This is a genomic window from Pseudomonas sp. LBUM1659, from assembly GCF_059716045.1.
The window spans coordinates 1,307,632-1,334,609 of record NZ_CP166797.1; the positions used below are offsets into that span (position 1 = coordinate 1,307,632).

Here is a 26,978-nt window from a genome sequence, read left to right on the forward strand (position 1 = left end):
GCAGTTTGTTTATTGCCAGTTGGAATAAGAAAGGACTTCATGAAACGTCTGCTGCTAACTGCGGTTCTCACCGTATTGATGATCGCCGAAGTTCACGCCGAGTCCTTCACTATCTCTGATATTCGCGTCAATGGCCTCCAGCGGGTCTCCGCGGGTAGCGTCTTTGGTGCTTTGCCGTTGAACGTCGGTGAACAGGCGGACGATCGTCGCCTGGTGGAATCCACTCGTGCGTTGTTCAAAACCGGGTTCTTTCAAGATATCCAGCTGGGCCGCGATGGCAACGTCCTGGTCATCACGGTAGTCGAGCGCCCGTCTGTCGCCAGTATTGAGATCGAGGGTAACAAGGCGATCTCTACTGAAGACCTGATGAAAGGCCTCAAACAATCCGGTCTGGCTGAAGGCGAGATCTTTCAGCGTGCCACGCTCGAAGGTGTGCGTAACGAACTGCAGCGCCAATACGTCGCCCAGGGTCGCTACTCTGCCACCGTCGACACCGAAGTGGTGCCGCAACCTCGTAACCGTGTCGGGTTGAAGGTCAACATCAACGAAGGCACCGTCGCTGCTATCCAGCACATCAACGTGGTGGGTAACACCGTCTTCCCTGAAGAAGACCTGATCGACCTGTTCGAACTGAAGACTACCAACTGGCTGTCTTTCTTCAAGAACGACGACAAGTACGCGCGTGAAAAGCTTTCCGGTGACCTGGAGCGTCTGCGCTCCTACTACCTGGACCGTGGCTATATCAATATGGATATCGCTTCGACGCAGGTGTCCATCACCCCGGACAAGAAGCACGTCTACATCACTGTCAACGTCAACGAAGGCGATAAGTACACCGTTCGTGACGTCAAGCTGAGCGGTGACCTGAAAGTCCCTGAAGATCAAATCAAGTCCCTGCTGCTGGTTCAGAAAGGCCAGGTGTTCTCGCGCAAGCTGATGACCACCACCTCGGAATTGATCACCCGTCGTCTGGGTAACGAGGGTTACACCTTCGCCAACGTCAACGGCGTGCCTCAGCCTCATAATGAAGACCACACAGTCGACATCACCTTTGCTGTGGATCCGGGCAAACGTGCTTACGTTAACCGTATCAACTTCCGTGGCAACACCAAGTCCGAAGACGAAGTGCTGCGCCGCGAAATGCGCCAGATGGAAGGCGGCTGGGCTTCGACCTATCTGATCGATCAATCCAAGACGCGTCTTGAGCGCCTGGGCTTCTTTAAAGAAGTCAACGTCGAAACCCCGGCTGTGCCAGGTGTCGATGACCAGGTTGACGTGAACTACGGCGTTGAAGAACAGGCTTCCGGTTCGATCACCGCCAGCATTGGCTTCGCACAAAGTGCCGGCCTGATCCTCGGTGGTTCGATCACTCAGAACAACTTCCTGGGTACCGGTAACAAGGTCAGCATCGGCTTGACCAAAAGCGAATACCAGAGCCGCTATAACTTCGGTTATGTCGACCCGTACTGGACTGCTGACGGTGTGAGCCTGGGTTACAACGCTTTCTATCGCACCACCAACTACGATGATCTTGATGTCGACGTAGCAAGCTATGCCGTAGACAGCCTGGGTGCTGGTGTGAGCGTCGGTTACCCGATCAGCGAGACATCGCGTCTGACCTTTGGTCTGACTGCACAGCAAGACAAGATCAAGACTGGTCAATATACCGTCGACGAGATTTTCGACTTTGTTAACACTGAAGGTGATGAGTATCTGAACTTCAAGGCGTCGGCTGGCTGGTCCGAATCCACCCTGAACAAAGGTGTATTGGCGACCCGTGGTCATTCTCAAAGCTTGACGGCGGAAGTCACCACACCGGGTAGTGACCTGTCGTTCTTCAAGCTCGATTACCGTGGCCAGTTGTTCCAGCCTTTGTCTGAAAATTACACCATGCGCCTGCACACTGAATTGGGTTATGGCGATGGGTATGGTTCGACCAACGGCTTGCCGTTCTATGAAAACTACTTTGCTGGTGGTTTCAACTCGGTTCGTGGTTTCAAGGACAGTACACTGGGCCCGCGCAGTACGCCGAGTCGCGGTCAGCCAGTCACGGGTAACGCCGGGACAATTCAAGACCCGGATCAGGATCCACTGCCATTCGGCGGCAACGTTCTGATTCAAGGTGGTGCAGAGGTTCTGTTCCCGCTGCCGTTCGTCAAGGATCAACGTTCCCTGCGCACTTCGGTATTCTGGGATGTGGGTAATGTGTTTGACTCCAAGTGCGAGCAGACCACCAATACCAACCCTCAGTCGAAGTCCAATACGCAATGTAACGATATCAGCTTCAACGACATGGCCAGCTCCGTGGGTGTTGGTGTTACATGGGTAACTGCACTGGGGCCGCTGAGTTTCGCACTGGCCTTCCCGGTAAAAGAACCGGATAACGCTGAGACTCAAGTGTTCCAATTCTCTCTTGGCCAGACGTTCTAAGCGTCTGACCCAAAATAACGACAATGGATTTTGTAGGAGTGCATCGTGCGTAAGTTGACTCAATTGGTTCTCCTCGCAACCGTACTGGTAGCAGGTCCGGCTTTTGCCGATATGAAAATCGCCGTTCTGAACTATCAGATGGCTCTGCTGGAATCCGACGCGGCCAAGAAATACGCCGTGGATGCCGAGAAGAAGTTTGGCCCGCAACTGACCAAGCTCAAGACGCTGGAAAGCAGCGCCAAAGGCATTCAGGATCGTCTGATGGCCGGTGGCGACAAGATGCAGCAAGGCGAGCGTGAGCGCCTTGAACTCGAGTTCAAGCAAAAGGCCCGTGACTTCCAGTTCCAGTCCAAGGAGCTGAACGAAGCCAAAGCCGTTGCCGACCGTGAAATGCTGAAGCAGCTCAAGCCGAAACTGGACAGTGCTGTGGAAGAAGTTATCAAGAAAGGTGCTTTTGACCTGGTCTTCGAGCGTGGCGCAGTGATTGATGTCAAACCTCAGTACGACATTACTCGCCAGGTTATCGAGCGCATGAATCAGCTGAAGTAATCATGACAGCGACTATAAAGCTCGGCCAGTTGGCCGAGTTCCTCGGCGCCACGCTACGTGGCGACCCGGCGAAAGAAATTACTGGGCTGGCCACTTTGCAAGAGGCTGGCCCAGCTCAGTTGAGCTTTCTCGCAAACCCTCAATACCGTAAATACCTGGCAGACAGCCGGGCCGCAGCACTGTTGCTGAAGGCCGCTGATGCCGAAGGTTTCGCCGGTAATGCGCTGGTGGTGCCTGATCCGTATCTGGCCTACGCGCGTATTTCCCACCTGTTCGATCCAAAGCCGAAAGCGGCTGCCGGTATTCACCCGACAGCAGTTGTGGCCAAGGATGCGGTGGTTGACCCGGCTGCGAGTATTGGTGCCTTTGCGGTGATCGAAAGCGCGGCACGTATTGCTGCCGGCGTGACCATCGGTGCCCATTGCTTCATTGGCGCGCGCTGTGAAATCGGCGAGGGCGGCTGGCTGGCCCCGCGGGTCACGCTGTACCACGACGTACGCATCGGCAAACGTGTGGTCATTCAGTCAGGTGCCGTGCTCGGTGGCGAAGGTTTCGGTTTTGCCAACGAGAAAGGTGTCTGGCAGAAAATCGCCCAGATCGGTGGTGTGTTGGTCGGTGACGATGTGGAAATTGGTGTGAATACCGCTATTGATCGCGGTGCGTTGGCCGATACCATTCTTGGCAATGGTGTGAAGCTCGACAACCAGATCCAGATCGCCCACAACGTTCAGGTCGGTGATCACACCGCCATGGCCGCCTGTGTGGGAATCTCCGGCAGTACCAAAATCGGCAAGCATTGCATGCTCGCTGGTGGCGTAGGGCTGGTGGGACATATCGAAATTTGCGACAACGTTTTCATCACCGGGATGACCATGGTGACCCACTCGATTACCGAAAAGGGTTCCTATTCTTCCGGTACGGCAATGCAGCCAGCAGCCGAATGGCGCAAAAGCGCGGCTCGCATCCGTCAGCTCGATGACATCGCGCGACGTCTGCGACAGCTGGAAAAGCGTGTAGGGGAAGTGACCCCTGACGGTAATGCTTCATCAGATGGCTGATACCATTTCCATATCAAGTGTGCACAGCCGTTAGACTGCTTGCTTGATTTGCTAGAGGGGCGCGTGTCAGTCGCGCGCTCCCAATCTTTACATAGGCTTCCCCCCGAAATGATGGACATCAACGAGATTCGCGAATACCTGCCTCACCGTTACCCGTTCCTGCTGGTGGACCGGGTCGTGGATCTGGATGTGGAAGGCAAGCGCATTCGCGCCTACAAGAATGTCAGCATCAACGAACCGTTCTTCAATGGTCACTTCCCTGCGCATCCAATCATGCCGGGCGTACTGATCATCGAGGCGATGGCTCAGGCTGCCGGGATCCTTGGTTTCAAAATGCTCGACGTGAAACCGGCGGACGGCACCCTTTACTACTTCGTGGGCTCTGACAAGCTGCGCTTCCGTCAGCCAGTGCTGCCGGGCGACCAGTTGATCCTTGAAGCCAAGTTCCTGAGCTGCAAGCGTCAGATCTGGAAGTTCGAATGCCAGGCTTCGGTCGACGGCAAACCAGTCTGCTCCGCTGAAATCATCTGTGCGGAACGCAAGCTATGAGTTTGATTGACCCTCGCGCAATCATCGATCCGACGGCCGTTCTGGCCGACGACGTCGAGGTCGGCCCATGGTCGATCGTCGGCGCAGGTGTGGAAATCGGCGAGGGAACAGTGATCGGGCCGCACGTGATTCTCAAGGGCCCGACCCGAATCGGTAAGCACAACCGCATCTATCAGTTTTCGTCGATAGGTGAGGACACGCCCGATCTGAAATACAAAGGTGAAGAAACCCGTCTGGTCATCGGTGACCACAACGTCATCCGTGAAGGCGTGACGATTCACCGCGGGACCGTTCAAGACCGTTCGGAAACGACCCTGGGCGATCACAACCTGATCATGGCCTATGCCCATATCGGCCACGACAGCGTCATTGGCAACCACTGCATCCTGGTCAACAACACTGCGTTGGCCGGGCATGTGCACGTTGAAGACTGGGCGATCCTCTCCGGTTTTACCCTGGTTCACCAGTATTGCCACATTGGCGCCCACAGCTTTTCCGGTATGGGGACTGCCATCGGCAAGGACGTTCCGGCGTACGTCACGGTGTTCGGCAACCCCGCCGAGGCCCGCAGCATGAACTTCGAGGGCATGCGCCGTCGTGGTTTCAGCGAAGACGCGATCCACGCACTGCGTCGTGCCTACAAGGTGGTTTATCGCCAGGGCCTGACGATCGAACAAGCGCTCACCGAACTCGCCGAACCCTCGGACCAGTTCCCGGAGGTCGCGGTATTCCGTGACTCCATCCAGTCTTCGACTCGCGGCATCACCCGTTAATCATGGCTAATCTGCGTATTGCGCTGGTAGCGGGTGAGGCTTCCGGTGACATTCTGGGCGCGGGCCTCATGCGTGCACTCAAGGCTCAGCATCCGGCGGTGGAATTCATAGGTGTCGGTGGCCCGTTGATGCAGGCCGAAGGGTTGACCTCGTACTTCCCCATGGAACGGCTATCGGTCATGGGCCTGGTGGAAGTGTTGGGGCGACTGCGTGAACTGCTGGCGCGTCGCAAAAAGCTGATCGCCGACCTGATCGCCGAAAAACCGGACGTGTTCATCGGTATCGATGCCCCGGACTTCAATCTCAATATCGAACTCAAGCTGCGTCAGGCTGGAATCAAGACCGTGCATTACGTCAGTCCGTCGGTGTGGGCGTGGCGTCAGAAGCGCGTGCTGAAGATTCGCGAAGGCTGCGACCTGATGCTGACGCTGTTCCCGTTCGAAGCGAAATTCTATGAAGAGAAGGGCGTGCCGGTGCGGTTTGTCGGGCACTCCCTGGCCGATGCGATTCCACTTGAGGCTGATCGAGCCGCCGCGCGGGCTGAGCTTGATTTGCCGGACGGCCCGCTGGTTGCACTGATGCCTGGTAGTCGTGGTGGTGAAGTGGGCCGGCTCGGCGCGTTGTTCCTCGACACCGCCCAGCGCCTGCGCGCCCTGCGTCCGGGCGTGCGATTCGTCATGCCGTGCGCCAGCCCCGAACGCCGCGCACAGCTTGAAGAACTGCTGGCCGGTCGCGATCTGCCGCTGACCTTGCTCGATGGCAAGTCTCATCTGGCCTTGGCAGCCTGCGACGCGGTGCTGATCGCTTCCGGTACGGCGACCCTTGAAGCGCTGCTGTATAAGCGGCCGATGGTGGTGGCGTATCGACTGGCGCCCCTGACGTTCTGGATTCTCAAGCGGATGGTGAAAAGTCCTTACGTTTCCTTGCCGAACCTGCTGGCCCAGCGCCTGTTGGTGCCCGAGTTGCTGCAGGACGACGCAACGGTCGAGGCCCTGGCTCAAACACTTTCACCCTTGATCGAAGGTGGCGAGGAACAGACTCGCGGCTTCGACGAAATTCACCGTACCTTGCGCCTGGATGCCTCCAATCAGGCGGCGGACGCAGTACTGAACCTGATCGGCAAACCACAATGAGCAAAACCAGCATTCAGATGGGCCTGGACTTCACCCTGGTCGCCGAAGTCGAAGACCTCGTGGCCGGTGTCGACGAAGTCGGTCGCGGCCCGCTCTGCGGTGCAGTGGTGACGGCTGCGGTGATCCTCGATCCAAACCGCCCGATCCTCGGCCTGAACGACTCAAAGAAGCTCACTGAAGCCCGCCGTGAAAAGCTCTATGACGAGATCTGCGAAAAAGCCCTGAGCTGGTGCATCGCTCGGGCCGAAGTCGAAGAAATTGATGAGCTGAACATCCTGCACGCCACCATGCTGGCGATGCAGCGCGCGGTCGAAGGCCTGCACATTCAGCCCAAACTGGCGATGATCGATGGCAATCGTTGCCCGAAACTGTCCATGCGCGCTGAAGCGGTAGTGCAGGGCGACGGCAAGGTCCCGGCCATTGCCGCAGCATCGATTCTGGCCAAGGTCAGCCGCGACCGCGAAATGGCCGCATTCGAACTGATTTACCCGGGTTTCGGCATCGGTGGCCACAAAGGCTACCCGACGCCCGTTCATCTGGAGGCGCTGGCCCGCTTGGGGCCGACGCCGATTCACCGTCGCTCGTTCGCCCCGGTGCGTCTGGCGTATGAGGCGCGGGAAAGTCTGACCGAGAATTAGTCGCAAGGCTGATGTTTTACTCAAGGCCCGGTACAATCCGGGCCTTGTTGTTTTCACGTTTACAGACAGGATCACTATGCCGGCTTCATTCGTTCACCTACGCCTGCACACTGAGTATTCCCTGGTCGACGGTCTGGTGCGGATCAAACCGCTGGTCAAGACCCTGGTCGGCATGAACATGCCTGCTGTAGCGGTCACCGATCAGAACAACATGTGTTCCCTGGTCAAATTCTATAAAGCCTCCATGGGTGCCGGAATCAAGCCGATCTGCGGTGCCGACTTGTGGCTGTCGAACAAGGATCCGGACAACGCCCTCAGCCGGATCAGTCTGCTGGCCATGAACGCTGTCGGCTATCGCAACCTGACCGAACTGATTTCCCGTGGCTTCATCGATGGCCAGCGCAATGGCTCGGTGATCATCGAGCGCGAATGGGTCGCCGAAGCCAGCGAAGGCCTGATCATGCTGTCGGCGGCGAAAGAGGGCGAAATCGGCCTGGCCATGCTCAGTGGCAACCCTGCTGAAGCTGAAAACCTCGCGCGCGAATGGATGGCGGTGTTCCCGGATCGTTTTTATCTGGAAATCCAGCGCACCAGTCGCCCCAACGACGAAGAACAGCTGCACGGCGCCGTGGCCCTGGCCGAGAAAATCGGCGCGCCGCTGGTCGCAACCAACGACGTGCGCTTCATCAAGCAGGAAGACTTCGCTGCACACGAAACCCGCGTTTGCATCGGTGAGGGTCGCGCCCTCGACGATCCGCGGCGTTCGAAGAATTACAGCGACCAGCAATACCTCAAAAGCGCCGAGGAAATGGCCGAGCTGTTCAGTGACCTGCCCGAGTCGCTGGAAAACACCGTCGAGATCGCCAAGCGCTGCAACATCGAAGTGAAGCTGGGCAAGCACTTCCTGCCCAACTTCCCGATTCCCGATGGCATGACCATCGACGAGTATTTTCGCAAGGTGTCCTTCGATGGCCTGGAAGAGCGTCTGACCGTTCTGTTGCCCAAAGACACCACGGAAGACTATGAAGCCAAGCGTCAGGTCTACGTCGACCGGCTGAATTTCGAGCTGGATATCATCATCCAGATGGGCTTCCCCGGGTACTTCCTGATCGTGATGGACTTTATCCAGTGGGCCAAGAGCAATGGCGTGCCGGTAGGTCCGGGCCGGGGGTCGGGTGCCGGATCGCTGGTGGCCTACGTACAGAAGATCACCGACCTCGATCCACTGGAATATGACCTGCTGTTTGAACGTTTCCTTAACCCGGAACGGGTATCGATGCCCGACTTCGACGTCGACTTCTGCATGGACGGTCGCGATCGGGTCATTGAGTACGTGGCCGAAAAATACGGTCGCAATGCGGTAAGCCAGATCATCACCTTCGGTTCCATGGCGGCCAAGGCTGTGGTCCGGGACGTGGCGCGGGTGCAGGGCAAGTCCTACGGTCTGGCGGATCGTCTGTCGAAGATGATTCCGTTTGAAGTCGGCATGACCCTGGAAAAAGCCTATGAGCAGGAAGAGATCCTGCGTGACTTCATCAAGGTCGATGAAGAGGCCGCCGAAATCTGGGAAATGGCGCGCAAGCTTGAAGGTGTCGTGCGTAACGTCGGCAAGCACGCCGGTGGTGTGGTTATCGCGCCGACCAAGTTGACTGACTTCTCGCCGATCTATTGCGATGAGGCCGGTGATGGTCTGGTAACCCAGTTCGACAAGGATGACGTTGAAGCCGCCGGTCTGGTGAAGTTCGACTTCCTCGGTCTGCGGACTCTGACGGTTATCGACTGGGCGCTGAAAACCATCAACCGTGACCGCGCAAAGGTCGATCAGCCGCCGCTGGACATCGCGTTCATTCCGCTGGACGACAAGCCGACCTATACGCTGCTGCAAAAAGCCGAAACCACGGCGGTGTTCCAGCTCGAATCCCGCGGCATGAAGGAGCTGATCAAGAAGCTCAAGCCCGACTGCCTGGAAGACTTGATCGCACTGGTGGCCCTGTTCCGTCCGGGCCCGTTGCAATCGGGCATGGTGGACGACTTCATCAACCGTAAGCACGGTCGCGCCGAACTCGCGTACCCGCACTCGGATTACCAGTACGAAGGCCTCAAGCCGGTACTGGCACCGACTTACGGCATCATCCTGTATCAGGAACAGGTGATGCAGATTGCTCAGGTCATGGCCGGTTACACCCTTGGTGGTGCGGACATGCTGCGTCGCGCCATGGGTAAGAAAAAGCCCGAAGAAATGGCCAAGCAGCGCGGCGGCTTCATTGAAGGTTGCGCGTCCAACAATATCGACGCCGACCTTGCCGGCAACATTTTCGACCTGGTAGAGAAATTCGCCGGTTACGGCTTCAACAAATCCCACTCCGCGGCGTACGGCCTGGTGTCGTACCAAACCGCGTGGTTGAAAACGCATTACCCGGCGCCGTTCATGGCGGCGGTGCTGTCGGCGGACATGCACAACACCGACAAGGTCGTGACCTTGATCGAAGAAATTCGCAGCATGAAGCTGCGTCTCGACGCACCGGATGTGAATGCCTCCGAGTTCAAGTTCACGGTGAATGACGAAGGCCGGATTATTTACGGCCTCGGCGCAATCAAGGGTGTGGGCGAAGGTCCGGTGGAAGCGATCACCGAGGCGCGCCAGGACGGTCCGTTCAAGGATCTGTTCGATTTCTGCGCCCGTGTCGATCTCAAACGTATCAACAAACGCACCCTGGACGGTTTGATCCGCAGCGGTGCGCTGGATCGTCTAGGGCCTTATTTCCATGACGAGCCAAAGGCTTATCAGGCGAGCATCGACCAGAATCGCGCGGTGTTGCTGGCCGCGATGGAAGGGGCGATCAAGGCCGCCGAACAAACCGCACGCACCCAGGACAGCGGCCATGCCGACTTGTTTGGCGGGTTGTTTGTCGAGGAAGACGCGGACGTCTACGCCAGTCATCGCAAAGCCAAGGAATTGACGCTCAAGGAGCGGCTAAAAGGGGAGAAAGACACCCTCGGCCTGTACCTGACCGGTCACCCGATAGATGAATACGAAGGTGAAATCCGTCGCTTTGCCCGTCAGCGCATCATCGATCTGAAGCCCGCCCGCGACACCCAGACGGTCGCCGGCATGATCATCGCCCTGCGCGTGATGAAGAACAAAAAGGGCGACAAGATGGGGTTCATCACCCTCGATGACCGCTCCGGACGGATCGAGGCTTCACTATTTGCAGAAGCGTTCCATTCTGCGCAGTCGCTGTTGCAGACTGATGCGATGGTGGTGGTCGAAGGTGAGGTCAGCAATGACGACTTCTCCGGAGGTCTGAAGCTGCGGGTCAAGCGCGTGATGAGCATGGAAGATGCGCGTACCAACCTTGCCGAAAGCCTGCGCCTGAAGCTGCAGACCAAGGATTTGAAGGGCGATCAGCTACGCTGGCTGGGTGAATTGTTCAAGCGGCATCGTGGCGCATGCCCGATCACCATGGAGTACACGAGCCCCGATGCGAAGGCCTTGCTGCAGTTTGGCGAGACGTGGCGAATCGATCCGGCGGATGCGTTGATTCAAGCCTTGCGTGACCAGTTCGGGCGAGACAACGTCTTCCTCCAATACCGTTGACGGTCAGGTGCCATTTCTTGTCATGAAGAGTGCGCCCTGATCTCGACCTGAATTTTTAATCTCGACCTGAACGCGCCTCTCCCTTAAGGTAGGGCGCGAATAGACAACCGGCCGGCCCAAGCTCTCTTGGACGTCGACCCAAGACGGACGCCTATGAACCCGAATTTTCTAGATTTCGAACAGCCGATCGCCGACCTGCAAGCCAAGATCGAAGAGTTGCGCTTGGTCGGTAACGACAATTCGCTGAATATCGGCGATGAGATCTCCCGCCTGCAGGATAAAAGCAGCACGCTGACCGAAGACATCTTCGGCAAGCTGACCAGCTGGCAGGTCGCACGTCTGGCGCGTCACCCGAAACGTCCGTATACCCTGGACTACATCGAACACATCTTCACCGAGTTCGACGAGCTGCACGGTGACCGTCACTTCTCCGATGACGCGGCCATCGTCGGCGGCATTGCTCGTCTGGACGACCAGCCGGTGATGATCATCGGTCACCAGAAAGGCCGTGAAGTGCGCGAGAAAGTTCGCCGCAACTTCGGCATGCCGCGTCCGGAAGGCTACCGCAAGGCGTGCCGCCTGATGGAAATGGCCGAGCGCTTCAAGATGCCGATTCTGACCTTCATCGACACCCCGGGTGCCTACCCGGGTATCGACGCTGAAGAGCGTAACCAGAGCGAAGCGATTGCCTGGAACCTGCGTGTCATGGCTCGCCTGAAAACCCCAATCATCGCCACAGTGATCGGTGAAGGTGGTTCCGGTGGTGCTCTGGCAATCGGTGTTTGCGATCAACTGAACATGCTGCAGTACTCGACCTACGCGGTGATCTCGCCGGAAGGTTGCGCATCGATCCTGTGGAAAACCGCCGATAAAGCGCCGGATGCCGCTGAAGCCATGGGCATCACCGCCGAGCGGCTGAAAGGCCTGGGCATTGTGGATAAGGTCATCGGCGAGCCATTGGGCGGCGCACACCGCAATCCAGCGGTTGCTGCGGCATCGATCCGTGCCGAGCTGACCTCGCAATTGGCGATGTTGAAGAAGTTCGACAATGACGCGCTGCTGGCCCGTCGTTACGCGCGATTGATGAGCTACGGTCTCTGATCGAACGCTCCTGCATCCTGTAGGAGCAAGGCTTGCCCGCGATTGGAGCGCCTCGGTTTATCAGACCGACCGCGTTATCGTTCATCGCGAGCAAGCTCTGCTCCTACAGGTTTTGGTGCGTCATGACTCTTTGCGCAACACTTCTCAAGCAACTTGCACCGTGGCGTAACGCGTCAACCTGGCGCATCGCCTTCAGCGGTGGTCTCGACTCCACTGTCCTGCTGCACCTGCTCGCCCACCTCGCAAAAAACCAATCCCTGCCAGCGCTCAGCGCCATTCATGTCCACCACGGCATTCAGGCGGCGGCTGATGCGTGGCCGGAACATTGTCAGGCCGTCTGTGATGCCTTGTGTGTGCCGTTAGAGGTGATTCACGTTCAGGTTCAGCCCGGCGCCAGCCTTGAGCGTGCCGCTCGGGATGCGCGTTACGGCGCATTCGTTGAAGCCACTCAGGCCAATGAACTGCTGCTGACCGCCCAACACCGTGACGATCAGGCAGAAACCCTGTTGTTTCGATTGGTGCGCGGGGCAGGGGTGAGAGGTTTGTCGGGGATGCCGAGCCAGCGCCCGCTGGGGCGGGGACATCTGCTGCGCCCATTGCTGGACGTCAGTCGCGCCGAACTTGAAGCCTATGCAACAGCCCGGCAGCTGAGCTGGATCGAAGACCCTTCGAACCAGGATCGGCAGTTCTCTCGCAACTACTTGCGGCATCAGGTGTTCCCGGTGTTGACCGAGCGTTGGCCTCAAGCAGTGGCGACCATGGCCCGTAGCGCTGCGCACTTGAGCGAAGCGCAGGCATTGCTTGATGAGTTGGCACAGATCGATCTGGCCGAAGCGACCACGGTCAATGATTTCGACTGGCTGGGCGTGCCCTCTCTGGAGCTGGCTTCCCTTGCAAGGCGCTCCGCCGCTCGTCAACGCAACGCGCTAAGCCACTGGCTCGCATCGCTGACGAGGTTGCCTGACAGCGACCATTGGTCGGGTTGGGAGGATTTGCGCGATGCCTCCGGTGATGCTCGCCCGGTCTGGCGATTGGCGGATGGCGAACTGCATCGTTCGGCGGGGCGGATTTGGTGGCTGTCGGGCTGTTGGCTATGCAGTCCGCCGCCTGCGGTCCAATGGGCTGATCCTTCGAAGTCGCTGGCGTTGCCGGAGAACGGCGTGCTCACGCTCACCGGGCAAATCCCCGATGGTCCGCTGCAAATCCGCTATCGTGAGGGAGGTGAGGTCATGGCTCTACCTGATCGCGGCCACCGCGACTTGAAGCGTTTGCTCAATGAGCGCGGTGTTCCGGGCTTCGCCCGTGGCAGATTGCCGCTGGTCTATCGCGACGGGCAATTGCTGGCGGTGGCCAACGTACGGGGCTTGAATGGCAGTAGGCAGGAAGGCTGGCATTTGCATTGGCTGCCACCGAGCGAAGATCAAGGTTTGAGCTGAAAGGGGCTTTCCGGTAGACTACGCTCCCTTCTTGATACAACTTCTGTGGATTCGCCTGAATTGCAGGAGTTGCCGATTACCAAGCAGTCTTTGCTGGGCGATTCCAAAAAATGTGTAGCGAGCAACGTACCGGTGTTTCATCTGCCGGTCTGTCCCAACGCGGCGGTTTTTTTGAAAGGTGCACTGTGATTAATGCAGGTGATCGGGGGCTTCGGCCTTCCTTCGCTTTCCCCGGCGGCTCGGACCGCTTTAACGCAGACTTCTAGGGTTTTTCATGACGCGCTACATATTCGTCACGGGCGGTGTTGTTTCTTCATTGGGGAAAGGCATTGCCTCGGCTTCATTGGCGGCCATCCTGGAGGCGCGGGGACTTAAGGTCACCATGCTGAAGCTGGACCCGTACATCAACGTTGACCCGGGCACGATGAGCCCGTTCCAGCACGGTGAAGTGTTCGTCACCCACGACGGCGCCGAGACCGACCTGGACCTGGGCCACTACGAGCGGTTCATCCGCACGACCATGACCCAGAACAACAACTTCACCACTGGCCGTGTCTACGAGCACGTGCTGCGCAAAGAGCGCCGTGGTGATTACCTGGGCGCCACCATCCAGGTGATCCCGCACATCACCGACGAAATCAAACGCCGGATCATCAAGGGCGCCGGCGATGCCGACGTGGCGATGGTCGAGATCGGTGGCACCGTGGGTGACATCGAATCGCAACCGTTCCTGGAAGCGATCCGCCAATTGCGTTTCGAAGTCGGCGCCAAGCGCGCGATGCTGATGCACCTGACACTGGTGCCGTACATCGCCACGGCCGGTGAAACCAAAACCAAGCCGACTCAGCACTCGGTCAAGGAACTGCGTTCCATTGGCCTGCAACCAGACGTGCTGGTCTGCCGCTCCGATCACCCGATCGACATCTCTTCGCGCCGCAAGATCGCGCAGTTCACCAACGTTGAAGAACGTGCGGTGATCGCGCTGGAAGACGCCGACACCATCTACAAGATCCCGGGCATTCTGCACTCCCAGGGCCTGGATGATTTCGTCGTCGAGCGTTTCGGCCTGCAATGCGGCAGCGCCGACCTGTCCGAGTGGGAAGCCGTGGTTGACGCCAAGCTGAACCCGGAGCACGAAGTCACCATCGCGATGGTCGGCAAGTACATGGAGCTGCTGGACGCCTACAAGTCGCTGATCGAAGCGATGAGTCACGCTGGCATCAGCAACCGCACCAAGGTCAACCTGCGCTACATCGATTCCGAAGACATCGAAAACCAGGGCACTGCGCTGCTGGAAGGTGTTGACGCGATCCTCGTGCCGGGCGGCTTCGGTCTGCGTGGCGTGGAAGGCAAGATCACCGCCGTTCAATACGCTCGCGAAAACAAGGTTCCGTACCTGGGCATCTGCCTGGGCATGCAAGTGGCCGTTATCGAGTTCGCTCGTAACGTGCTGGGCTGGAAAGATGCCAACTCCACCGAGTTCGATCGTGCCAGCGGCCATCCGGTCGTGGGTCTGATCACCGAGTGGGAAGACGCTACCGGCGCGGTCGAAACCCGTACCGAGTCGTCCGACCTGGGCGGCACCATGCGCCTCGGCGCTCAGGATTGCCTGCTGGAACCGGGTTCGCTGGTGCATGACTGCTACGCCAAAGACGTCATCGTCGAGCGTCACCGTCATCGCTACGAAGTGAACAACAACCTGCTGCCGCAGATCATGGCGGCCGGCCTGAAAATCTCTGGTCGTTCCGGTGATGGCGCGCTGGTTGAAGTGGTTGAAGCACCGGATCATCCATGGTTCGTCGCTTGCCAGTTCCACCCTGAGTTCACCTCGACGCCACGCGACGGTCACCCGTTGTTCAGCGGTTTCGTTAAAGCAGCTTTGGTTCAACACCAGAAGAAGGCGTAAATTTGATGGCGCAGAAAATCATCCGCGTAGGCGATATCGAGATTGCCAACGACAAGCCAATGGTGCTTTTCGGTGGCATGAACGTGCTGGAAAGCCGCGACATGGCGATGCAGGTCTGCGAAGAGTATGTAAAGGTCACCGAGAAACTCGGTATCCCTTATGTGTTCAAGGCCAGCTTTGACAAGGCCAACCGATCCTCCGTGACCTCTTACCGTGGCCCCGGCCTGGAAGAGGGCATGCGCATTTTCCAGGACATCAAGCAAGCCTTCGGCGTGCCGATCATCACTGACGTCCACGAGCCTGATCAGGCCGCGGTCGTGGCTGAAGTGTGCGACATCATTCAGTTGCCGGCCTTCCTGTCGCGCCAGACCGACCTCGTGGTCGCTATGGCCAAGACCGGCGCGGTGATCAACATCAAGAAAGCCCAGTTCCTCGCACCGCACGAGATGAAACACATCCTGAGCAAGTGCGTGGAAGCGGGCAACGATCAGTTGATCCTCTGCGAACGCGGTTCGAGCTTTGGCTACAACAACCTGGTCGTCGACATGCTCGGCTTCGGCATCATGAAGCAGTTCGAATACCCGGTGTTCTTCGACGTGACCCACGCGCTGCAAATGCCCGGTGGTCGCTCTGATTCCGCCGGTGGTCGTCGTGCCCAGGTGACGGACCTGGCCAAGGCTGGCATGAGCCAGTCCCTGGCCGGCTTGTTCCTCGAAGCCCACCCGGACCCGGACAACGCCAAATGCGACGGCCCTTGCGCCTTGCGTCTGGACAAACTGGAGCCATTTCTGGCCCAGCTCAAAGCCTTGGACGAACTGGTGAAGAGTTTTCCGACGGTAGAAACCGCGTAATCCTCATTTCTCCGGTAAAGTACCGCACGAATTAATGCTCAGGCCCGCTGGCCGCACTGCTCTTGTAGGAGCATGGCTTGCCAGCGATGGCGTCCTTGAGGGCCCCATCGCCGGCAAGCCGTGCTCCTACAGCGTTTTCGTCAACTTTGGAGTGTTTACAACAATGGCAAAAATCGTCGACATCAAAGGTCGTGAAGTTCTCGACTCCCGTGGCAATCCCACCGTGGAAGCGGACGTGCTTCTCGATAACGGCATCATCGGCAGCGCCTGCGCGCCATCCGGTGCTTCCACTGGCTCGCGTGAAGCACTCGAGCTGCGTGATGGCGACAAGAGCCGTTACCTGGGCAAAGGCGTGCTCAAGGCCGTCGCCAACATCAACGGTCCGATCCGCGACCTGTTGAAAGGCACCGACCCAAGCGACCAGAAAGCGCTGGATCACGCGATGATCAAGCTCGACGGTACTGAAAACAAAGGCTCCCTGGGCGCTAACGCGATCCTCGCCGTTTCCCTGGCCGCGGCCAAGGCAGCAGCACAGGACCAGGACCTGCCGCTGTACGCTCACATCGCCAACCTGAACGGCACCCCGGGTGTCTACTCGATGCCGGTTCCGATGATGAACATCATCAACGGTGGCGAGCACGCCGATAACAACGTCGACATCCAGGAATTCATGGTTCAGCCGGTTGGCGCCAAGTCTTTCTCGGAAGGTCTGCGCATGGGCACCGAGATTTTCCATCACCTCAAAGCTGTTCTGAAGGCCCGTGGTCTGAGCACTGCTGTCGGTGACGAAGGTGGTTTCGCGCCGAACCTGGCTTCCAACGAAGACGCTTTGAAAGTGATCTCCGAAGCCGTTGCCAACGCCGGTTATAAACTGGGCACCGACGTGACCCTGGCGCTGGACTGCGCCGCTAGCGAATTCTACGAAGACGGCAAGTACAACCTGTCCGGCGAAGGCCAGGTGTTCACCGCTGAAGGTTTCGCCGATTACCTGAAAGGCCTGACCGAGCGCTACCCGATCATCTCGATCGAAGACGGCCTGGACGAGTCCGACTGGGCTGGCTGGAAAATCCTCACCGACAAAATCGGCGAGAAAGTCCAACTGGTGGGCGACGACCTGTTCGTGACCAACACCAAGATCCTGAAAGAAGGCATCGATAAAAAGATCGCCAACTCGATCCTGATCAAGTTCAACCAGATCGGCACCCTGACCGAAACCCTGGAAGCCATCCAGATGGCCAAGGCCGCTGGTTACACCGCCGTGATCTCGCACCGCTCCGGCGAAACCGAAGATTCGACCATTGCCGACCTGGCTGTGGGCACCTCGGCTGGCCAGATCAAGACCGGTTCCCTGTGCCGTTCGGACCGCGTGTCCAAGTACAACCAACTGCTTCGTATCGAAGAGCAGTTGAACGGTAAAGCCAAGTACAACGGTCGTGCCGAGTTCCGCGGTTGATAGAGTGCCGTGCCTCGCCAATACTGCGCCTTTTTGACGGTGCCTGTTGTCGTCATACTGCGTTGCCGCTCCTCGCCATAGCCAGCTATGACTCGTCGCGGCGCCTTGTCTGACAACAACAGTCACTCGTCAAAAAGGCGCGTATTGGTGAGGCACGGCACTGCATGGTAAAAAGACACCGGATTGTGTCGGAAAAATCGCTACAGCGACGTTTTTGCCACTAATCTGATGCCTTATAAGCACAAGCCTGGATTTTCCAGGCTTCGTGCTATCAGAAGCTTCAAAGTTTTTGCATGGCTGTCTTTTTTCACTGGAAACCTGATATTCGATGCGCAGTCCCAATTGGTTGTTCCTCGTCTTGCTCTTGTTGCTGGCTGGCCTGCAATACCGCCTGTGGGTGGGTAATGGCAGTCTGGCGCAAGTGGCTGAGCTGACTCAGCAGATCAAGGATCAACAGGCTGAGAACGAAGGATTGCTGGAGCGCAATCGGGTCATGGACGCCGAAGTCAGCGAGCTGAAAAAAGGTATGGAGACTGTTGAAGAACGGGCTCGCCATGAGTTGGGCATGGTCAAGGACGGCGAAACCCTTTTCCAGTTGGCTCAATGAATTCCTCGTTACCGGCCTTCTGGGCCGTGATTCCTGCAGCGGGCGTCGGTGCCCGTATGGCCGCAGACCGTCCCAAGCAATACCTGCAACTGGGCGGACGCACTATTCTCGAACACAGCCTCGGCTGTTTCCTTGATCATCCTTCCCTGAAAGGGTTGGTGGTCAGTCTTGCTGTTGATGATCCTTACTGGCCAAGCCTGGCCTGTGCTGTCGATGCGCGAATTCAGCGGGTTGATGGCGGCGCCGAGCGTTCCGGGTCGGTGCTGAATGCGTTGCTGCATTTGCATGCGCTGGGTGCCGATGATGAGGATTGGGTGTTGGTTCACGATGCTGCCCGGCCGAATCTTAGCCGTGATGATCTGGACAAGTTGCTGGGTGAATTGGCTGATGATCCGGTGGGTGGCCTGCTGGCGGTTCCTGCGCGGGACACGCTCAAGCGGGTCGACAAGCGTGGGCGGGTGGTTGAAACCGTGGATCGCAGCGTGATCTGGCAGGCCTATACACCGCAGATGTTTCGCCTTGGCGCACTGCATCGGGCGTTGGCCGACAGCCTGGTGGCTGACGCGGTCATCACTGACGAAGCTTCGGCGATGGAGTGGTCAGGTCTGGCGCCACGATTGATCGAAGGTCGGTCTGACAACCTCAAGGTTACGCGTCCCGAAGATCTCGAATGGCTTCGTCAGCGTTGGGCGAATCGCCGCTGAATTGCTCGTCGGCCGTGCAGGCAGCGCATAAGTTAAGTTCGATACTCCGGCCGTTCAGCCAACCCTTCCTTCAAATAATCCACCAACTTTCGCACCTTCGGCGACAGATGCCGTTGCTGTGGATAAAGCGCCCAAACAGCCGTATTGGGTGGTTGATGCGCATCCAACAACGACATCAATGCGCCGCTTTTCAAATGCTTCAGCACGTAATAGTCCGGCAACTGACACAACCCCACGCCCTGTAGCGCCGCATCCAGCACCGCTTGCCCACTGTTGCAGCGCCAGTTTCCCTGGACCCGCTGCGAAAATTCCCGCCCGTTCTGTTCCAGTTGCCACAGGTCCGAGCTGCCAATGAGGCAGTTGTGGCGGCTCAGTTCCGACAAGCTGTGCGGCCGGCCATAGCGTTCCAGATAGGAGGGCGATGCGCACAGGTACATGCGTCGTGGTGCCAGACGGGTAGCGACCAGCCTTGAGTCTTGCAAACGACCGAGTCGGATCGCCAGGTCCAGGCCTTCATGCACCAGGTCGAGCGGGCGGTTGCTCAGTTCGATGTCGACACGCAGTTGCGGGTAGAGCCCCATGAAGCGCGTTACCAGCGGCACGATAAAGCGCTCGCCATACGCCACGGCGCAGGTCATGCGCAGCATGCCTTTGGGTTCGCTGGTCAGGTCGCCCACTGCGCGCAAGGCTTCTTCGCGACCGTCCTGTAGGCGCTGGCAATGTTGCAGGAAAGTTTGCCCGGCTTCCGTCAGCGTCACACGACGGGTGCTGCGGTAAAGAAGGCGGGTCTGAAGGCGCTCTTCAAGGCGTACGATTTGTCGACTGATGTGAGAGGAAGAAACCCCAAGGCGTTCGGCAGCGGCCGTGAATTGGCTGCATTCGGCCACGGCGACGAATTCGTCGATCCCTTCCCAGCGGCTCTCGGACATCGATGATTATCCCTGTATGGCAATAATGTTTTGCTTTTGTCCGGATTATTCATCGTAAGGCGCTGTATTACACTCCCTGTCTCGTTTTTTATTCATCGGAGAATCCACATGATCAAGTCGCGCGCTGCCGTTGCCTTCGAGGCCAAGAAACCCCTCGAGATCGTCGAAGTCGATGTCGCCATGCCCAAGGCCGGTGAAGTTTTGCTGCGTGTGGTTGCCTCCGGTGTTTGTCATACCGATGCCTACACGCTGTCGGGCGCTGACCCGGAAGGTATCTTCCCGTCGATTCTCGGTCACGAAGGCGGTGCGGTGGTTGAGGCGATTGGCGAGGGCGTGACGTCGGTGGCAGTGGGCGATCATGTGATCCCGCTTTACACCCCGGAATGCCGTCAGTGCAAATTCTGTCTGTCGGGCAAAACCAACCTGTGTCAGGCGATTCGCGCGACCCAGGGCAAAGGATTGATGCCAGATGGCACTTCGCGCTTTTCCTACAAGGGCCAGCCGATTTTCCACTACATGGGCACTTCGACGTTTTCCGAATACACCGTGTTGCCGGAAATTTCCGTCGCCAAGATTGCTAAAGAAGCGCCGCTGGAAAAAGTCTGCCTGCTGGGCTGCGGTGTCACCACCGGTATTGGCGCGGTGCTCAATACGGCCAAGGTGAAACCGGGGGATACCGTGGCCATTTTTGGTCTCGGCGGCATTGGTCTGTCGGCGGTTATCGGCGCGGTAAAAGCCAAGGCTGCACGCATCATTGCCATCGACATCAACCCGGCCAAATTCGAGATCGCCAAGCAGCTGGGTGCAACCGATTGTGTGAACCCGAAAGACTTCGACCGTCCGATCCAGGAAGTCATCGTCGACATGACCGATGGCGGCGTCGACTTTTCCTTCGAGTGCATCGGCAATGTGCAATTGATGCGCGCTGCACTTGAGTGCTGTCACAAAGGCTGGGGTGAGTCAGTGATCATCGGTGTCGCCGGTGCCGGTCAGGAAATCGCCACCCGTCCATTCCAGCTGGTCACCGGTCGCGTCTGGCGCGGTTCGGCGTTCGGCGGCGTGCGCGGCCGTACCGAGTTGCCAAGCTACGTCGAAATGGCCGCAACCGGCGAAATCCCACTGGATACGTTCATCACCCACACCATGGGCCTGGAAGATATCAACAAGGCGTTCGACCTGATGCACGAAGGCAAAAGCATCCGTTCTGTCATTCATTTCTGAGGTCGGTCATGAGCCTGGAAAATATCTCCTGCCAGAAAAGCTTCGGCGGCTGGCACAAACGCTACCGGCATCGCTCCGATGTGCTCGGCTGCGACATGGTGTTTGCCGTGTACCTGCCGCCGCAAGCGGAGCAGGGCGGCAAACTGCCGGTGTTGTACTGGTTGTCTGGCCTGACCTGCACAGACGAGAACTTCATGCACAAGGCCGGCGCCCTGCGCATGGCTGCCGAGCTGGGTTTGATCATCGTCGCGCCGGACACTAGCCCGCGCGGTCCTGATGTGCCGGGTGACCCAGATGGCGCCTGGGACTTCGGTCTCGGCGCCGGGTTCTACCTGAATGCCACCCAGGAACCCTGGTCGCGTCACTATCGGATGCACGACTATGTCGTGCAGGAATTGCCGGCATTGGTCGAGGCCCATTTTCCTGCGTCGGATAAGCGTGGCATCAGTGGTCACTCTATGGGTGGCCATGGCGCGCTGGTCTGTGCGCTGCGCAATCCGGGTCGTTATCAATCGGTGTCGGCGTTCTCGCCAATCAACAATCCGATGGACTGCCCGTGGGGTCAGAAGGCCTTCACGCGTTACTTGGGAGAGGACCGTTCGAAGTGGCGCGAATGGGATGCTTGCGCGTTGATCGCCGAGGCTGAAGAGAAGCTGCCGTTGCTGGTCGATCAAGGCGATCGCGATGATTTTCTTGCGACCCAGCTCAAGCCTGAAGCCTTGCAACAAGCCGCCAAGCTGGCCGGTCATCCTCTGTCGTTGCGCCTGCAACCCGGCTACGACCACAGCTATTTTTTCATCGCCAGCTTCATCGACGACCACCTGCAGCATCATGCGCATGCTCTAGGCGCCTAATGTCCGACAAAGCAGGTAGAATCACGCCCTGACAAAAATCGGGGCGTTTTTTTATGCGTATTGGCCACGGCTATGATGTGCACCGTTTCGCTGAAGGCGATTTCATTACTCTGGGCGGCGTGCGCATTGCACATGGCTTCGGGCTGCTCGCTCACTCCGACGGTGACGTCCTGCTGCACGCCTTGAGCGATGCCTTGCTCGGCGCGGCCGCGTTGGGTGATATCGGCAAGCATTTCCCGGACACCGATCCGACATTCAAGGGTGCTGACAGCCGGGGTCTGCTGCGCCACGTCGTCGCGCTGATTCACGCCAAAGGCTGGAAAGTCGGCAACGTTGATAACACCATCGTCGCCCAGGCGCCGAAAATGGCCCCGCATATCGAATCGATGCGCGCGCTGATTGCCGCGGATCTTCAAGTTGAGTTGGATCAAGTGAACGTGAAAGCTACCACCACCGAAAAGCTTGGCTTTGTCGGTCGCGAAGAAGGCATTGCCGTGCACTCCGTTGCCTTGTTGCTGCGCGCATGAACGAATCGCAATTGCTCGGCCCGCGGGCCTATGGCGAGGCGCTTGGCAGCGCCGTTCTGAAAGCCACGGCAGAAGATTTTCAGGTCGATGAAGTGCTCAATATTCCCCTTAGTGGTGATGGCGAGCATTTGTGGATCTGGGTGGAAAAGCGCGGTCTCAATACCGAGGAAGCGGCACGGCGGATCGCCAAGGCGGCGGGCGTGCCATTGCGCACCGTCAGTTATGCCGGGCTCAAGGATCGTCAGGCGCTGACGCGCCAATGGTTCAGCGTGCAACTGCCGGGCAAGGCTGACCCGGATTTGTCGGCGGCGGAAAACGACACGCTGAAAATCCTCAAGACCGGTCGACACAAACGCAAGCTGCAACGCGGTGCTCACTCGGCTAATGGCTTCACCTTGCGCCTGACGCAATTCGCTGGAGACAAAGCGGCGATTGAAGAGCGGCTTCAATTGATCGCCAAGCAAGGTATTCCCAATTATTTCGGCGCCCAGCGTTTCGGCTTTGACGGCGGTAACGTCGTCGATGCACGTGCCTGGGCAGCGCGCAAAGCGTTGCCGGAGCAGCGCAACGTGCGCTCGCGTCTGCTCTCCACGGCACGCAGTTTTCTGTTCAATCAGGTGTTGGCTGCACGGGTTGCCGATGGCAGTTGGCAGCGTGCTCAGGTCGGCGATCTGCTGGCCTTCACCGACAGCCGCAGTTTCTTTCCGGCCGGTGAAGCGGAATGCAGCGACCCGCGACTGGCGATTCTCGATCTGCACCCGACCGGCCCGCAGTGGGGCGAAGGTGACTCGCCAGCGACCGGCGTTGTCCATGTACTGGAGCAGGACATCGCCGCTCGCGAAGCGGACTTGCGAGATTGGTTGATTAACGCCGGTATGAGCCACGAACGTCGCATCCTGCGGCTGCCCATTGGTGGGTTGACGTGGCATTATCCCGAGCCTGACATTCTGCAACTGGAATTCGTCCTCCCGGCCGGATGCTTTGCCACCGTATTGGTGCGCGAGCTCGTTGATCTGGTGCCGGTGGGGCAGACGGACAGCCCATGCGTATTCTGATTTCTAATGACGATGGGGTAACTGCACCCGGTCTCGCCGCGCTTTATGCTGCGCTGGCGGATTACACCGAGTGTGTGGTTATCGCCCCGGACCAGGACAAAAGCGGCGCCAGCAGCTCGCTGACGCTCGACCGTCCGTTGCACCCGCAAACGCTGACCAATGGCTTCATCAGCTTGAACGGCACACCCACCGATTGCGTGCACCTGGGCTTGAACGGCTTGCTGGAACGCGAGCCGGACATGGTCGTTTCGGGGATCAACCTGGGCGCTAACCTGGGCGATGACGTGTTGTATTCCGGCACCGTGGCGGCCGCCCTCGAAGGGCGCTTCCTTGAGCGTCCTTCGTTTGCTTTTTCCTTGGCCTCACGCCAAGTAGAGAACCTTCCCACAGCCGCCTACTTTGCACGCAAGCTGGTCGAAGCCCATGGCGATCTCGACCTGCCGCCGCGCACGGTACTGAATGTGAACATTCCCAATTTGCCGCTGGACCATATCCGCGGTATTCAGCTGACCCGCCTCGGACATCGCGCACGCGCTGCGGCGCCGATGAAGGTGGTCGATCCGCGGGGCAAATCCGGTTACTGGATCGCCGCCGCCGGGGATGCAGAAGATGGCGGCCCGGGCACCGACTTCCATGCAGTCATGCAGGGCTATGTTTCAATCACTCCGCTGCAACTGGATCGCACCTTCAATGATGCCTTCAGAAGTCTCGATGGCTGGCTGGAGGGGCTGCGCTAATGACTCGTGAACAAGACGATATGCTGCGCCGTGGCATCGGGATGACCTCTCAAAGGACTCGCGAGCGCCTTATTCAGCGCCTGTATGAAGAGGGCGTTTCCAGCGCCAAGGTGCTGGAAGTCATTCGCCGGACACCGCGTCACCTGTTCGTTGACGAGGCGCTTGCCCACCGCGCCTACGAAGACACGGCGCTGCCGATCGGGCACAACCAGACCATCTCCCAGCCTTACATGGTGGCTCGCATGAGCGAGTTGCTGCTGGAGGCAGGTCCCTTGGACAAGGTGATGGAGATTGGTACCGGCTCGGGCTACCAGACGGCCGTGCTGTCACAGTTGGTCGAGCGGGTGTTTTCCGTAGAGCGCATCAAGGTTTTGCAGGACCGGGCCAAGGAACGCCTGGTGGAGCTGAACCTGCGCAACGTGGTGTTTCGTTGGGGCGATGGTTGGGAGGGCTGGCCAGCACTGGCGCCTTACAACGGCATCATCGTCACGGCAGTGGCCACGGATGTGCCTCAGGCCTTGCTCGATCAGTTGGCTCCGGGCGGGCGGCTGGTGATCCCGGTCGGCTCCGGCGAGGTACAGCAATTGATGCTGATCATCCGCGAAGAACAAGGCTTTTCCCGACGTGTTCTGGGGGCGGTGCGTTTCGTGCCATTGCTCAACGGGCCACTGGCTTGAGCATTTGTTTTTACGCGCTGAATTCTCTTCGATTGGCCTTGTCTTACAGCGGCATCGAATGGTTAAACGGTATTTATCGTCAGTAGGCAAACGTGTGCGCGAAGCGATTTTGCTTCATTAAAGGTAAAGCCGGTTCGGCCCGTATACTTGCGACATCTCGAGCCGGAACACGGCAATCCACAATTTCAGCCACCACATAGGGAGCGGCGGGTGAGTCTCACAGTCATTGCGCAGCGTATGAGTACAACGAGCTTTCAGCGCCTGGTGACTGGCCTCGTCTTGAGCACCTTGCTGGTCGGTTGCTCCAGCACCAAGTCGAGTAGCGTAGGCGTCGTCGAACGCAACAAGGCTGCGCCGCAACGTCCGGTAGTGACCACGGGTCAGTATGTCGTTCGACCAAAAGACACCCTGTTCTCGATCGCTTTTCGCTACGGCTGGGACTACAAAGCCCTCGCCGCACGCAACAACATTCCTACGCCCTATACGATCCATCCGGGTCAGATAATTCGCTTCGATGGTCGCACCGGATCAACGCCGACAGCGGTAGCCAATACGTCCGATTCGGCGCCTTCGTCGTCGCTGAAAACCACGGTAATCCGGCGCCAGCCGAATGGCGCAACCACGACAACAGAGGTGGTTACACCGTCCGTCGCCAGCAAGCAGCCCCCCGCTCCGTTGCCGCCTGCTGGTCCCGCCCCGACCGGCTGGGGATGGCCATCTAATGGTATTTTGATTGGAAAGTTCTCATCAAACGGTAGTTTGAATAAAGGAATTGATATCGCCGGAGATTTGGGACAGCCTGTTTTAGCTGCGTCTGATGGGACGGTGGTATACGCCGGGAGTGGCTTAAGGGGCTACGGCGAATTAGTCATCATCAAACACAGCGAAACCTACGTCAGTGCCTACGGACATAACCGCAGGCTTTTGGTTCGGGAGGGGCAGCAGGTCAAGGTCGGACAGACAATTGCCGAAATGGGGTCAACGGGTACAGACCGGGTGAAACTGCATTTTGAGATTCGCCGTCAAGGTAAACCTGTAGATCCACTGCAATTCCTGCCACGTCGTTGATTTGTTAGCCAGCTTGTTCCGTCACGTAGAGGGAACAAGCTCCAGCGTTGCCAAGGATAAAGGCGCCGCTTGAGCTTGAGGTCGAACTCACCAAAGGACTATAACAATGGCTCTCAGTAAAGAAGTGCCGGAGTTTGACATCGACGATGAGGTTCTCCTGATGGAGACCGGTATCGAGACGGATTCGATGTCGAATGATGAAGGGGCGGCTCCACCTTCTTCCGTTCGTGCCAAATCCAAACACTCCGCTTCGCTAAAACAACACAAGTACATCGATTACACGCGGGCACTTGATGCCACGCAGTTGTACCTCAATGAAATCGGCTTTTCCCCATTGCTCTCCCCGGAAGAAGAAGTTCATTTTGCGCGTCTGTCGCAAAGTGGCGATCCGGCCGGGCGCAAACGCATGATTGAAAGCAACCTGCGGCTGGTAGTGAAAATCGCCCGTCGTTACGTCAATCGTGGGCTGTCGCTGCTGGACCTGATCGAAGAGGGCAACCTCGGCCTGATCCGGGCAGTGGAGAAATTCGATCCTGAACGCGGCTTCCGCTTTTCGACCTACGCAACCTGGTGGATTCGTCAGACCATCGAGCGCGCGATCATGAATCAGACCCGGACCATCCGGTTGCCGATCCATGTGGTCAAGGAGCTTAACGTGTACCTTCGGGCTGCACGGGAGCTGACGCAAAAACTCGATCACGAACCCTCACCCGAAGAAATCGCCAACCTGCTGGAAAAACCAGTGGGAGAGGTCAAGCGCATGCTCGGCTTGAATGAGCGGGTTTCTTCGGTCGACGTCTCGCTGGGTCCGGATTCGGATAAAACCCTGCTGGACACCCTGACTGATGACCGTCCAACCGACCCCTGTGAGCTGCTTCAGGATGACGACCTGTCGCAAAGTATCGATCAATGGCTATCGGAGTTGACGGACAAACAACGCGAAGTGGTGGTACGCCGTTTCGGCTTGCGCGGACACGAGAGCAGTACGCTTGAAGACGTAGGCCTGGAGATCGGCCTGACCCGGGAGCGGGTCAGACAGATTCAGGTGGAAGGCCTGAAGCGTCTTCGGGAGATTCTCGAGAAGAACGGCCTGTCGAGCGAGTCGCTGTTTCAATAAGCGACAG

At 58.2% G+C, this 26,978-nt stretch carries 24 protein-coding genes; 23 read left to right on the forward strand and 1 reads right to left on the reverse strand.

The genetic code is table 11. The features are described 5' to 3' along the window. The first annotated feature begins 39 nt into the window (after positions 1 to 39). From bamA to ispD, 15 genes are all read left to right on the forward strand, one after another. Complete coding sequence (gene bamA, locus ACA048_RS05760) at positions 40 to 2,430, forward strand: outer membrane protein assembly factor BamA (protein ID WP_497628304.1); 2,391 nt, start codon at positions 40 to 42, stop codon at positions 2,428 to 2,430. A 45-nt stretch (positions 2,431 to 2,475) separates the two neighbouring features. Beyond that, positions 2,476 to 2,979, forward strand: a complete 504-nt coding sequence (locus tag ACA048_RS05765; protein WP_008028980.1) for an OmpH/Skp family outer membrane protein — start codon at positions 2,476 to 2,478, stop codon at positions 2,977 to 2,979. Positions 2,980 to 2,981: 2 nt separating this feature from the next. Then, on the forward strand, positions 2,982 to 4,037 hold the full coding sequence (lpxD, locus tag ACA048_RS05770; RefSeq protein WP_497628305.1) for a UDP-3-O-(3-hydroxymyristoyl)glucosamine N-acyltransferase: 1,056 nt from the start codon (positions 2,982 to 2,984) through the stop codon (positions 4,035 to 4,037). 108 nt (positions 4,038 to 4,145) lie between these two features. Then, positions 4,146 to 4,586, forward strand: coding sequence for a 3-hydroxyacyl-ACP dehydratase FabZ (gene fabZ, locus ACA048_RS05775; protein ID WP_007907157.1), 441 nt, complete (start codon positions 4,146 to 4,148; stop codon positions 4,584 to 4,586). Continuing rightward, a complete protein-coding gene (gene lpxA, locus ACA048_RS05780) occupies positions 4,583 to 5,359 on the forward strand; it encodes an acyl-ACP--UDP-N-acetylglucosamine O-acyltransferase (protein ID WP_497628306.1) in 777 nt (258 codons plus the stop codon). The genes fabZ and lpxA overlap by 4 nt, the downstream gene beginning before the upstream one ends. A gap of 2 nt (positions 5,360 to 5,361) precedes the next feature. Further along, on the forward strand, positions 5,362 to 6,492 hold the full coding sequence (lpxB, locus tag ACA048_RS05785) for a lipid-A-disaccharide synthase (protein ID WP_497628307.1): 1,131 nt from the start codon (positions 5,362 to 5,364) through the stop codon (positions 6,490 to 6,492). Between the two features lie 11 nt (positions 6,493 to 6,503). Next, positions 6,504 to 7,130 carry a ribonuclease HII gene (rnhB, locus tag ACA048_RS05790; protein WP_497629804.1) on the forward strand — a complete coding sequence of 209 codons (627 nt, stop codon included), beginning with the start codon at positions 6,504 to 6,506 and terminating at the stop codon, positions 7,128 to 7,130. 76 nt (positions 7,131 to 7,206) lie between these two features. Continuing rightward, the gene (gene dnaE / locus ACA048_RS05795) at positions 7,207 to 10,728 is read left to right on the forward strand and encodes a DNA polymerase III subunit alpha (protein WP_497628308.1); all 3,522 of its coding nucleotides are present in this window, start codon (positions 7,207 to 7,209) and stop codon (positions 10,726 to 10,728) included. Between the two features lie 153 nt (positions 10,729 to 10,881). Continuing rightward, positions 10,882 to 11,829, forward strand: coding sequence for an acetyl-CoA carboxylase carboxyltransferase subunit alpha (locus ACA048_RS05800; protein ID WP_497628309.1), 948 nt, complete (start codon positions 10,882 to 10,884; stop codon positions 11,827 to 11,829). Between the two features lie 122 nt (positions 11,830 to 11,951). Then, positions 11,952 to 13,265 carry a tRNA lysidine(34) synthetase TilS gene (gene tilS, locus ACA048_RS05805; protein WP_497628310.1) on the forward strand — a complete coding sequence of 438 codons (1,314 nt, stop codon included), beginning with the start codon at positions 11,952 to 11,954 and terminating at the stop codon, positions 13,263 to 13,265. Between the two features lie 274 nt (positions 13,266 to 13,539). Beyond that, positions 13,540 to 15,171 (forward strand): CTP synthase, encoded by a 1,632-nt coding sequence (pyrG, locus tag ACA048_RS05810; protein ID WP_007949349.1) that lies wholly within the window; start codon positions 13,540 to 13,542, stop codon positions 15,169 to 15,171. Positions 15,172 to 15,176: 5 nt separating this feature from the next. Further along, positions 15,177 to 16,022: a 3-deoxy-8-phosphooctulonate synthase gene (gene kdsA, locus ACA048_RS05815; protein WP_007949350.1), complete on the forward strand. Its 846-nt coding sequence runs from the start codon at positions 15,177 to 15,179 to the stop codon at positions 16,020 to 16,022. 163 nt (positions 16,023 to 16,185) lie between these two features. After that, the gene (eno, locus tag ACA048_RS05820) at positions 16,186 to 17,475 is read left to right on the forward strand and encodes a phosphopyruvate hydratase (RefSeq protein WP_410921440.1); all 1,290 of its coding nucleotides are present in this window, start codon (positions 16,186 to 16,188) and stop codon (positions 17,473 to 17,475) included. A 328-nt stretch (positions 17,476 to 17,803) separates the two neighbouring features. Continuing rightward, a complete protein-coding gene (gene ftsB / locus ACA048_RS05825) occupies positions 17,804 to 18,082 on the forward strand; it encodes a cell division protein FtsB (protein WP_007949352.1) in 279 nt (92 codons plus the stop codon). Then, positions 18,079 to 18,786, forward strand: a complete 708-nt coding sequence (gene ispD / locus ACA048_RS05830; protein WP_497628311.1) for a 2-C-methyl-D-erythritol 4-phosphate cytidylyltransferase — start codon at positions 18,079 to 18,081, stop codon at positions 18,784 to 18,786. Before ftsB ends, ispD begins: the two co-directional genes overlap by 4 nt. 32 nt (positions 18,787 to 18,818) lie before the next feature. Here ispD and ACA048_RS05835 read toward each other — a convergent pair whose 3' ends face one another. Then, positions 18,819 to 19,715: a LysR substrate-binding domain-containing protein gene (locus tag ACA048_RS05835; RefSeq protein ID WP_497628312.1), complete on the reverse strand. Its 897-nt coding sequence runs from the start codon at positions 19,713 to 19,715 to the stop codon at positions 18,819 to 18,821. A 108-nt stretch (positions 19,716 to 19,823) separates the two neighbouring features. Here ACA048_RS05835 and ACA048_RS05840 point away from each other — a divergent pair, with 108 nt between their 5' ends. The 8 genes from ACA048_RS05840 to rpoS all read left to right on the forward strand — a co-directional run bounded on the left by ACA048_RS05840 (position 19,824) and on the right by rpoS (position 26,971). Further along, positions 19,824 to 20,936: an S-(hydroxymethyl)glutathione dehydrogenase/class III alcohol dehydrogenase gene (locus ACA048_RS05840; RefSeq protein WP_007949355.1), complete on the forward strand. Its 1,113-nt coding sequence runs from the start codon at positions 19,824 to 19,826 to the stop codon at positions 20,934 to 20,936. An 8-nt stretch (positions 20,937 to 20,944) separates the two neighbouring features. After that, positions 20,945 to 21,790: an S-formylglutathione hydrolase gene (gene fghA / locus ACA048_RS05845; RefSeq protein ID WP_497628313.1), complete on the forward strand. Its 846-nt coding sequence runs from the start codon at positions 20,945 to 20,947 to the stop codon at positions 21,788 to 21,790. Positions 21,791 to 21,843: 53 nt separating this feature from the next. Continuing rightward, positions 21,844 to 22,317: a 2-C-methyl-D-erythritol 2,4-cyclodiphosphate synthase gene (ispF, locus tag ACA048_RS05850; protein WP_007949357.1), complete on the forward strand. Its 474-nt coding sequence runs from the start codon at positions 21,844 to 21,846 to the stop codon at positions 22,315 to 22,317. Then, on the forward strand, positions 22,314 to 23,372 hold the full coding sequence (gene truD, locus ACA048_RS05855; RefSeq protein WP_497628314.1) for a tRNA pseudouridine(13) synthase TruD: 1,059 nt from the start codon (positions 22,314 to 22,316) through the stop codon (positions 23,370 to 23,372). The genes ispF and truD overlap by 4 nt, the downstream gene beginning before the upstream one ends. Continuing rightward, positions 23,360 to 24,109: a 5'/3'-nucleotidase SurE gene (gene surE, locus ACA048_RS05860; protein WP_497628315.1), complete on the forward strand. Its 750-nt coding sequence runs from the start codon at positions 23,360 to 23,362 to the stop codon at positions 24,107 to 24,109. The genes truD and surE overlap by 13 nt, the downstream gene beginning before the upstream one ends. A 41-nt stretch (positions 24,110 to 24,150) precedes the next feature. After that, a complete protein-coding gene (locus tag ACA048_RS05865; protein WP_497629805.1) occupies positions 24,151 to 24,786 on the forward strand; it encodes a protein-L-isoaspartate(D-aspartate) O-methyltransferase in 636 nt (211 codons plus the stop codon). 210 nt (positions 24,787 to 24,996) lie between these two features. Further along, on the forward strand, positions 24,997 to 25,854 hold the full coding sequence (locus ACA048_RS05870) for a peptidoglycan DD-metalloendopeptidase family protein (RefSeq protein WP_497628316.1): 858 nt from the start codon (positions 24,997 to 24,999) through the stop codon (positions 25,852 to 25,854). A 106-nt stretch (positions 25,855 to 25,960) separates the two neighbouring features. After that, positions 25,961 to 26,971 (forward strand): RNA polymerase sigma factor RpoS, encoded by a 1,011-nt coding sequence (rpoS, locus tag ACA048_RS05875; RefSeq protein WP_223512322.1) that lies wholly within the window; start codon positions 25,961 to 25,963, stop codon positions 26,969 to 26,971. Positions 26,972 to 26,978 lie beyond the last annotated feature (7 nt).

What these genes read in the sequence shown, in the direction of transcription:
- rpoS (WP_223512322.1), top strand. Translation starts at nt 25,961, where the DNA reads ATGGCTCTCAGTAAAGAAGTGCCGGAGTTTGACATCGACGATGAGGTT.
- kdsA (WP_007949350.1), top strand. Translation starts at nt 15,177, where the DNA reads ATGGCGCAGAAAATCATCCGCGTAGGCGATATCGAGATTGCCAACGAC.
- fabZ (WP_007907157.1), top strand. Translation starts at nt 4,146, where the DNA reads ATGATGGACATCAACGAGATTCGCGAATACCTGCCTCACCGTTACCCG.
- ispD (WP_497628311.1), top strand. Translation starts at nt 18,079, where the DNA reads ATGAATTCCTCGTTACCGGCCTTCTGGGCCGTGATTCCTGCAGCGGGC.
- eno (WP_410921440.1), top strand. Translation starts at nt 16,186, where the DNA reads ATGGCAAAAATCGTCGACATCAAAGGTCGTGAAGTTCTCGACTCCCGT.
- bamA (WP_497628304.1), top strand. Translation starts at nt 40, where the DNA reads ATGAAACGTCTGCTGCTAACTGCGGTTCTCACCGTATTGATGATCGCC.
- truD (WP_497628314.1), top strand. Translation starts at nt 22,314, where the DNA reads ATGAACGAATCGCAATTGCTCGGCCCGCGGGCCTATGGCGAGGCGCTT.
- ACA048_RS05835 (WP_497628312.1), bottom strand. Translation starts at nt 19,715, where the DNA reads ATGTCCGAGAGCCGCTGGGAAGGGATCGACGAATTCGTCGCCGTGGCC.
- lpxD (WP_497628305.1), top strand. Translation starts at nt 2,982, where the DNA reads ATGACAGCGACTATAAAGCTCGGCCAGTTGGCCGAGTTCCTCGGCGCC.
- pyrG (WP_007949349.1), top strand. Translation starts at nt 13,540, where the DNA reads ATGACGCGCTACATATTCGTCACGGGCGGTGTTGTTTCTTCATTGGGG.
- fghA (WP_497628313.1), top strand. Translation starts at nt 20,945, where the DNA reads ATGAGCCTGGAAAATATCTCCTGCCAGAAAAGCTTCGGCGGCTGGCAC.
- dnaE (WP_497628308.1), top strand. Translation starts at nt 7,207, where the DNA reads ATGCCGGCTTCATTCGTTCACCTACGCCTGCACACTGAGTATTCCCTG.
- ftsB (WP_007949352.1), top strand. Translation starts at nt 17,804, where the DNA reads ATGCGCAGTCCCAATTGGTTGTTCCTCGTCTTGCTCTTGTTGCTGGCT.
- lpxA (WP_497628306.1), top strand. Translation starts at nt 4,583, where the DNA reads ATGAGTTTGATTGACCCTCGCGCAATCATCGATCCGACGGCCGTTCTG.
- ACA048_RS05865 (WP_497629805.1), top strand. Translation starts at nt 24,151, where the DNA reads ATGACCTCTCAAAGGACTCGCGAGCGCCTTATTCAGCGCCTGTATGAA.
- lpxB (WP_497628307.1), top strand. Translation starts at nt 5,362, where the DNA reads ATGGCTAATCTGCGTATTGCGCTGGTAGCGGGTGAGGCTTCCGGTGAC.
- ispF (WP_007949357.1), top strand. Translation starts at nt 21,844, where the DNA reads ATGCGTATTGGCCACGGCTATGATGTGCACCGTTTCGCTGAAGGCGAT.
- surE (WP_497628315.1), top strand. Translation starts at nt 23,360, where the DNA reads ATGCGTATTCTGATTTCTAATGACGATGGGGTAACTGCACCCGGTCTC.
- ACA048_RS05800 (WP_497628309.1), top strand. Translation starts at nt 10,882, where the DNA reads ATGAACCCGAATTTTCTAGATTTCGAACAGCCGATCGCCGACCTGCAA.
- ACA048_RS05840 (WP_007949355.1), top strand. Translation starts at nt 19,824, where the DNA reads ATGATCAAGTCGCGCGCTGCCGTTGCCTTCGAGGCCAAGAAACCCCTC.
- tilS (WP_497628310.1), top strand. Translation starts at nt 11,952, where the DNA reads ATGACTCTTTGCGCAACACTTCTCAAGCAACTTGCACCGTGGCGTAAC.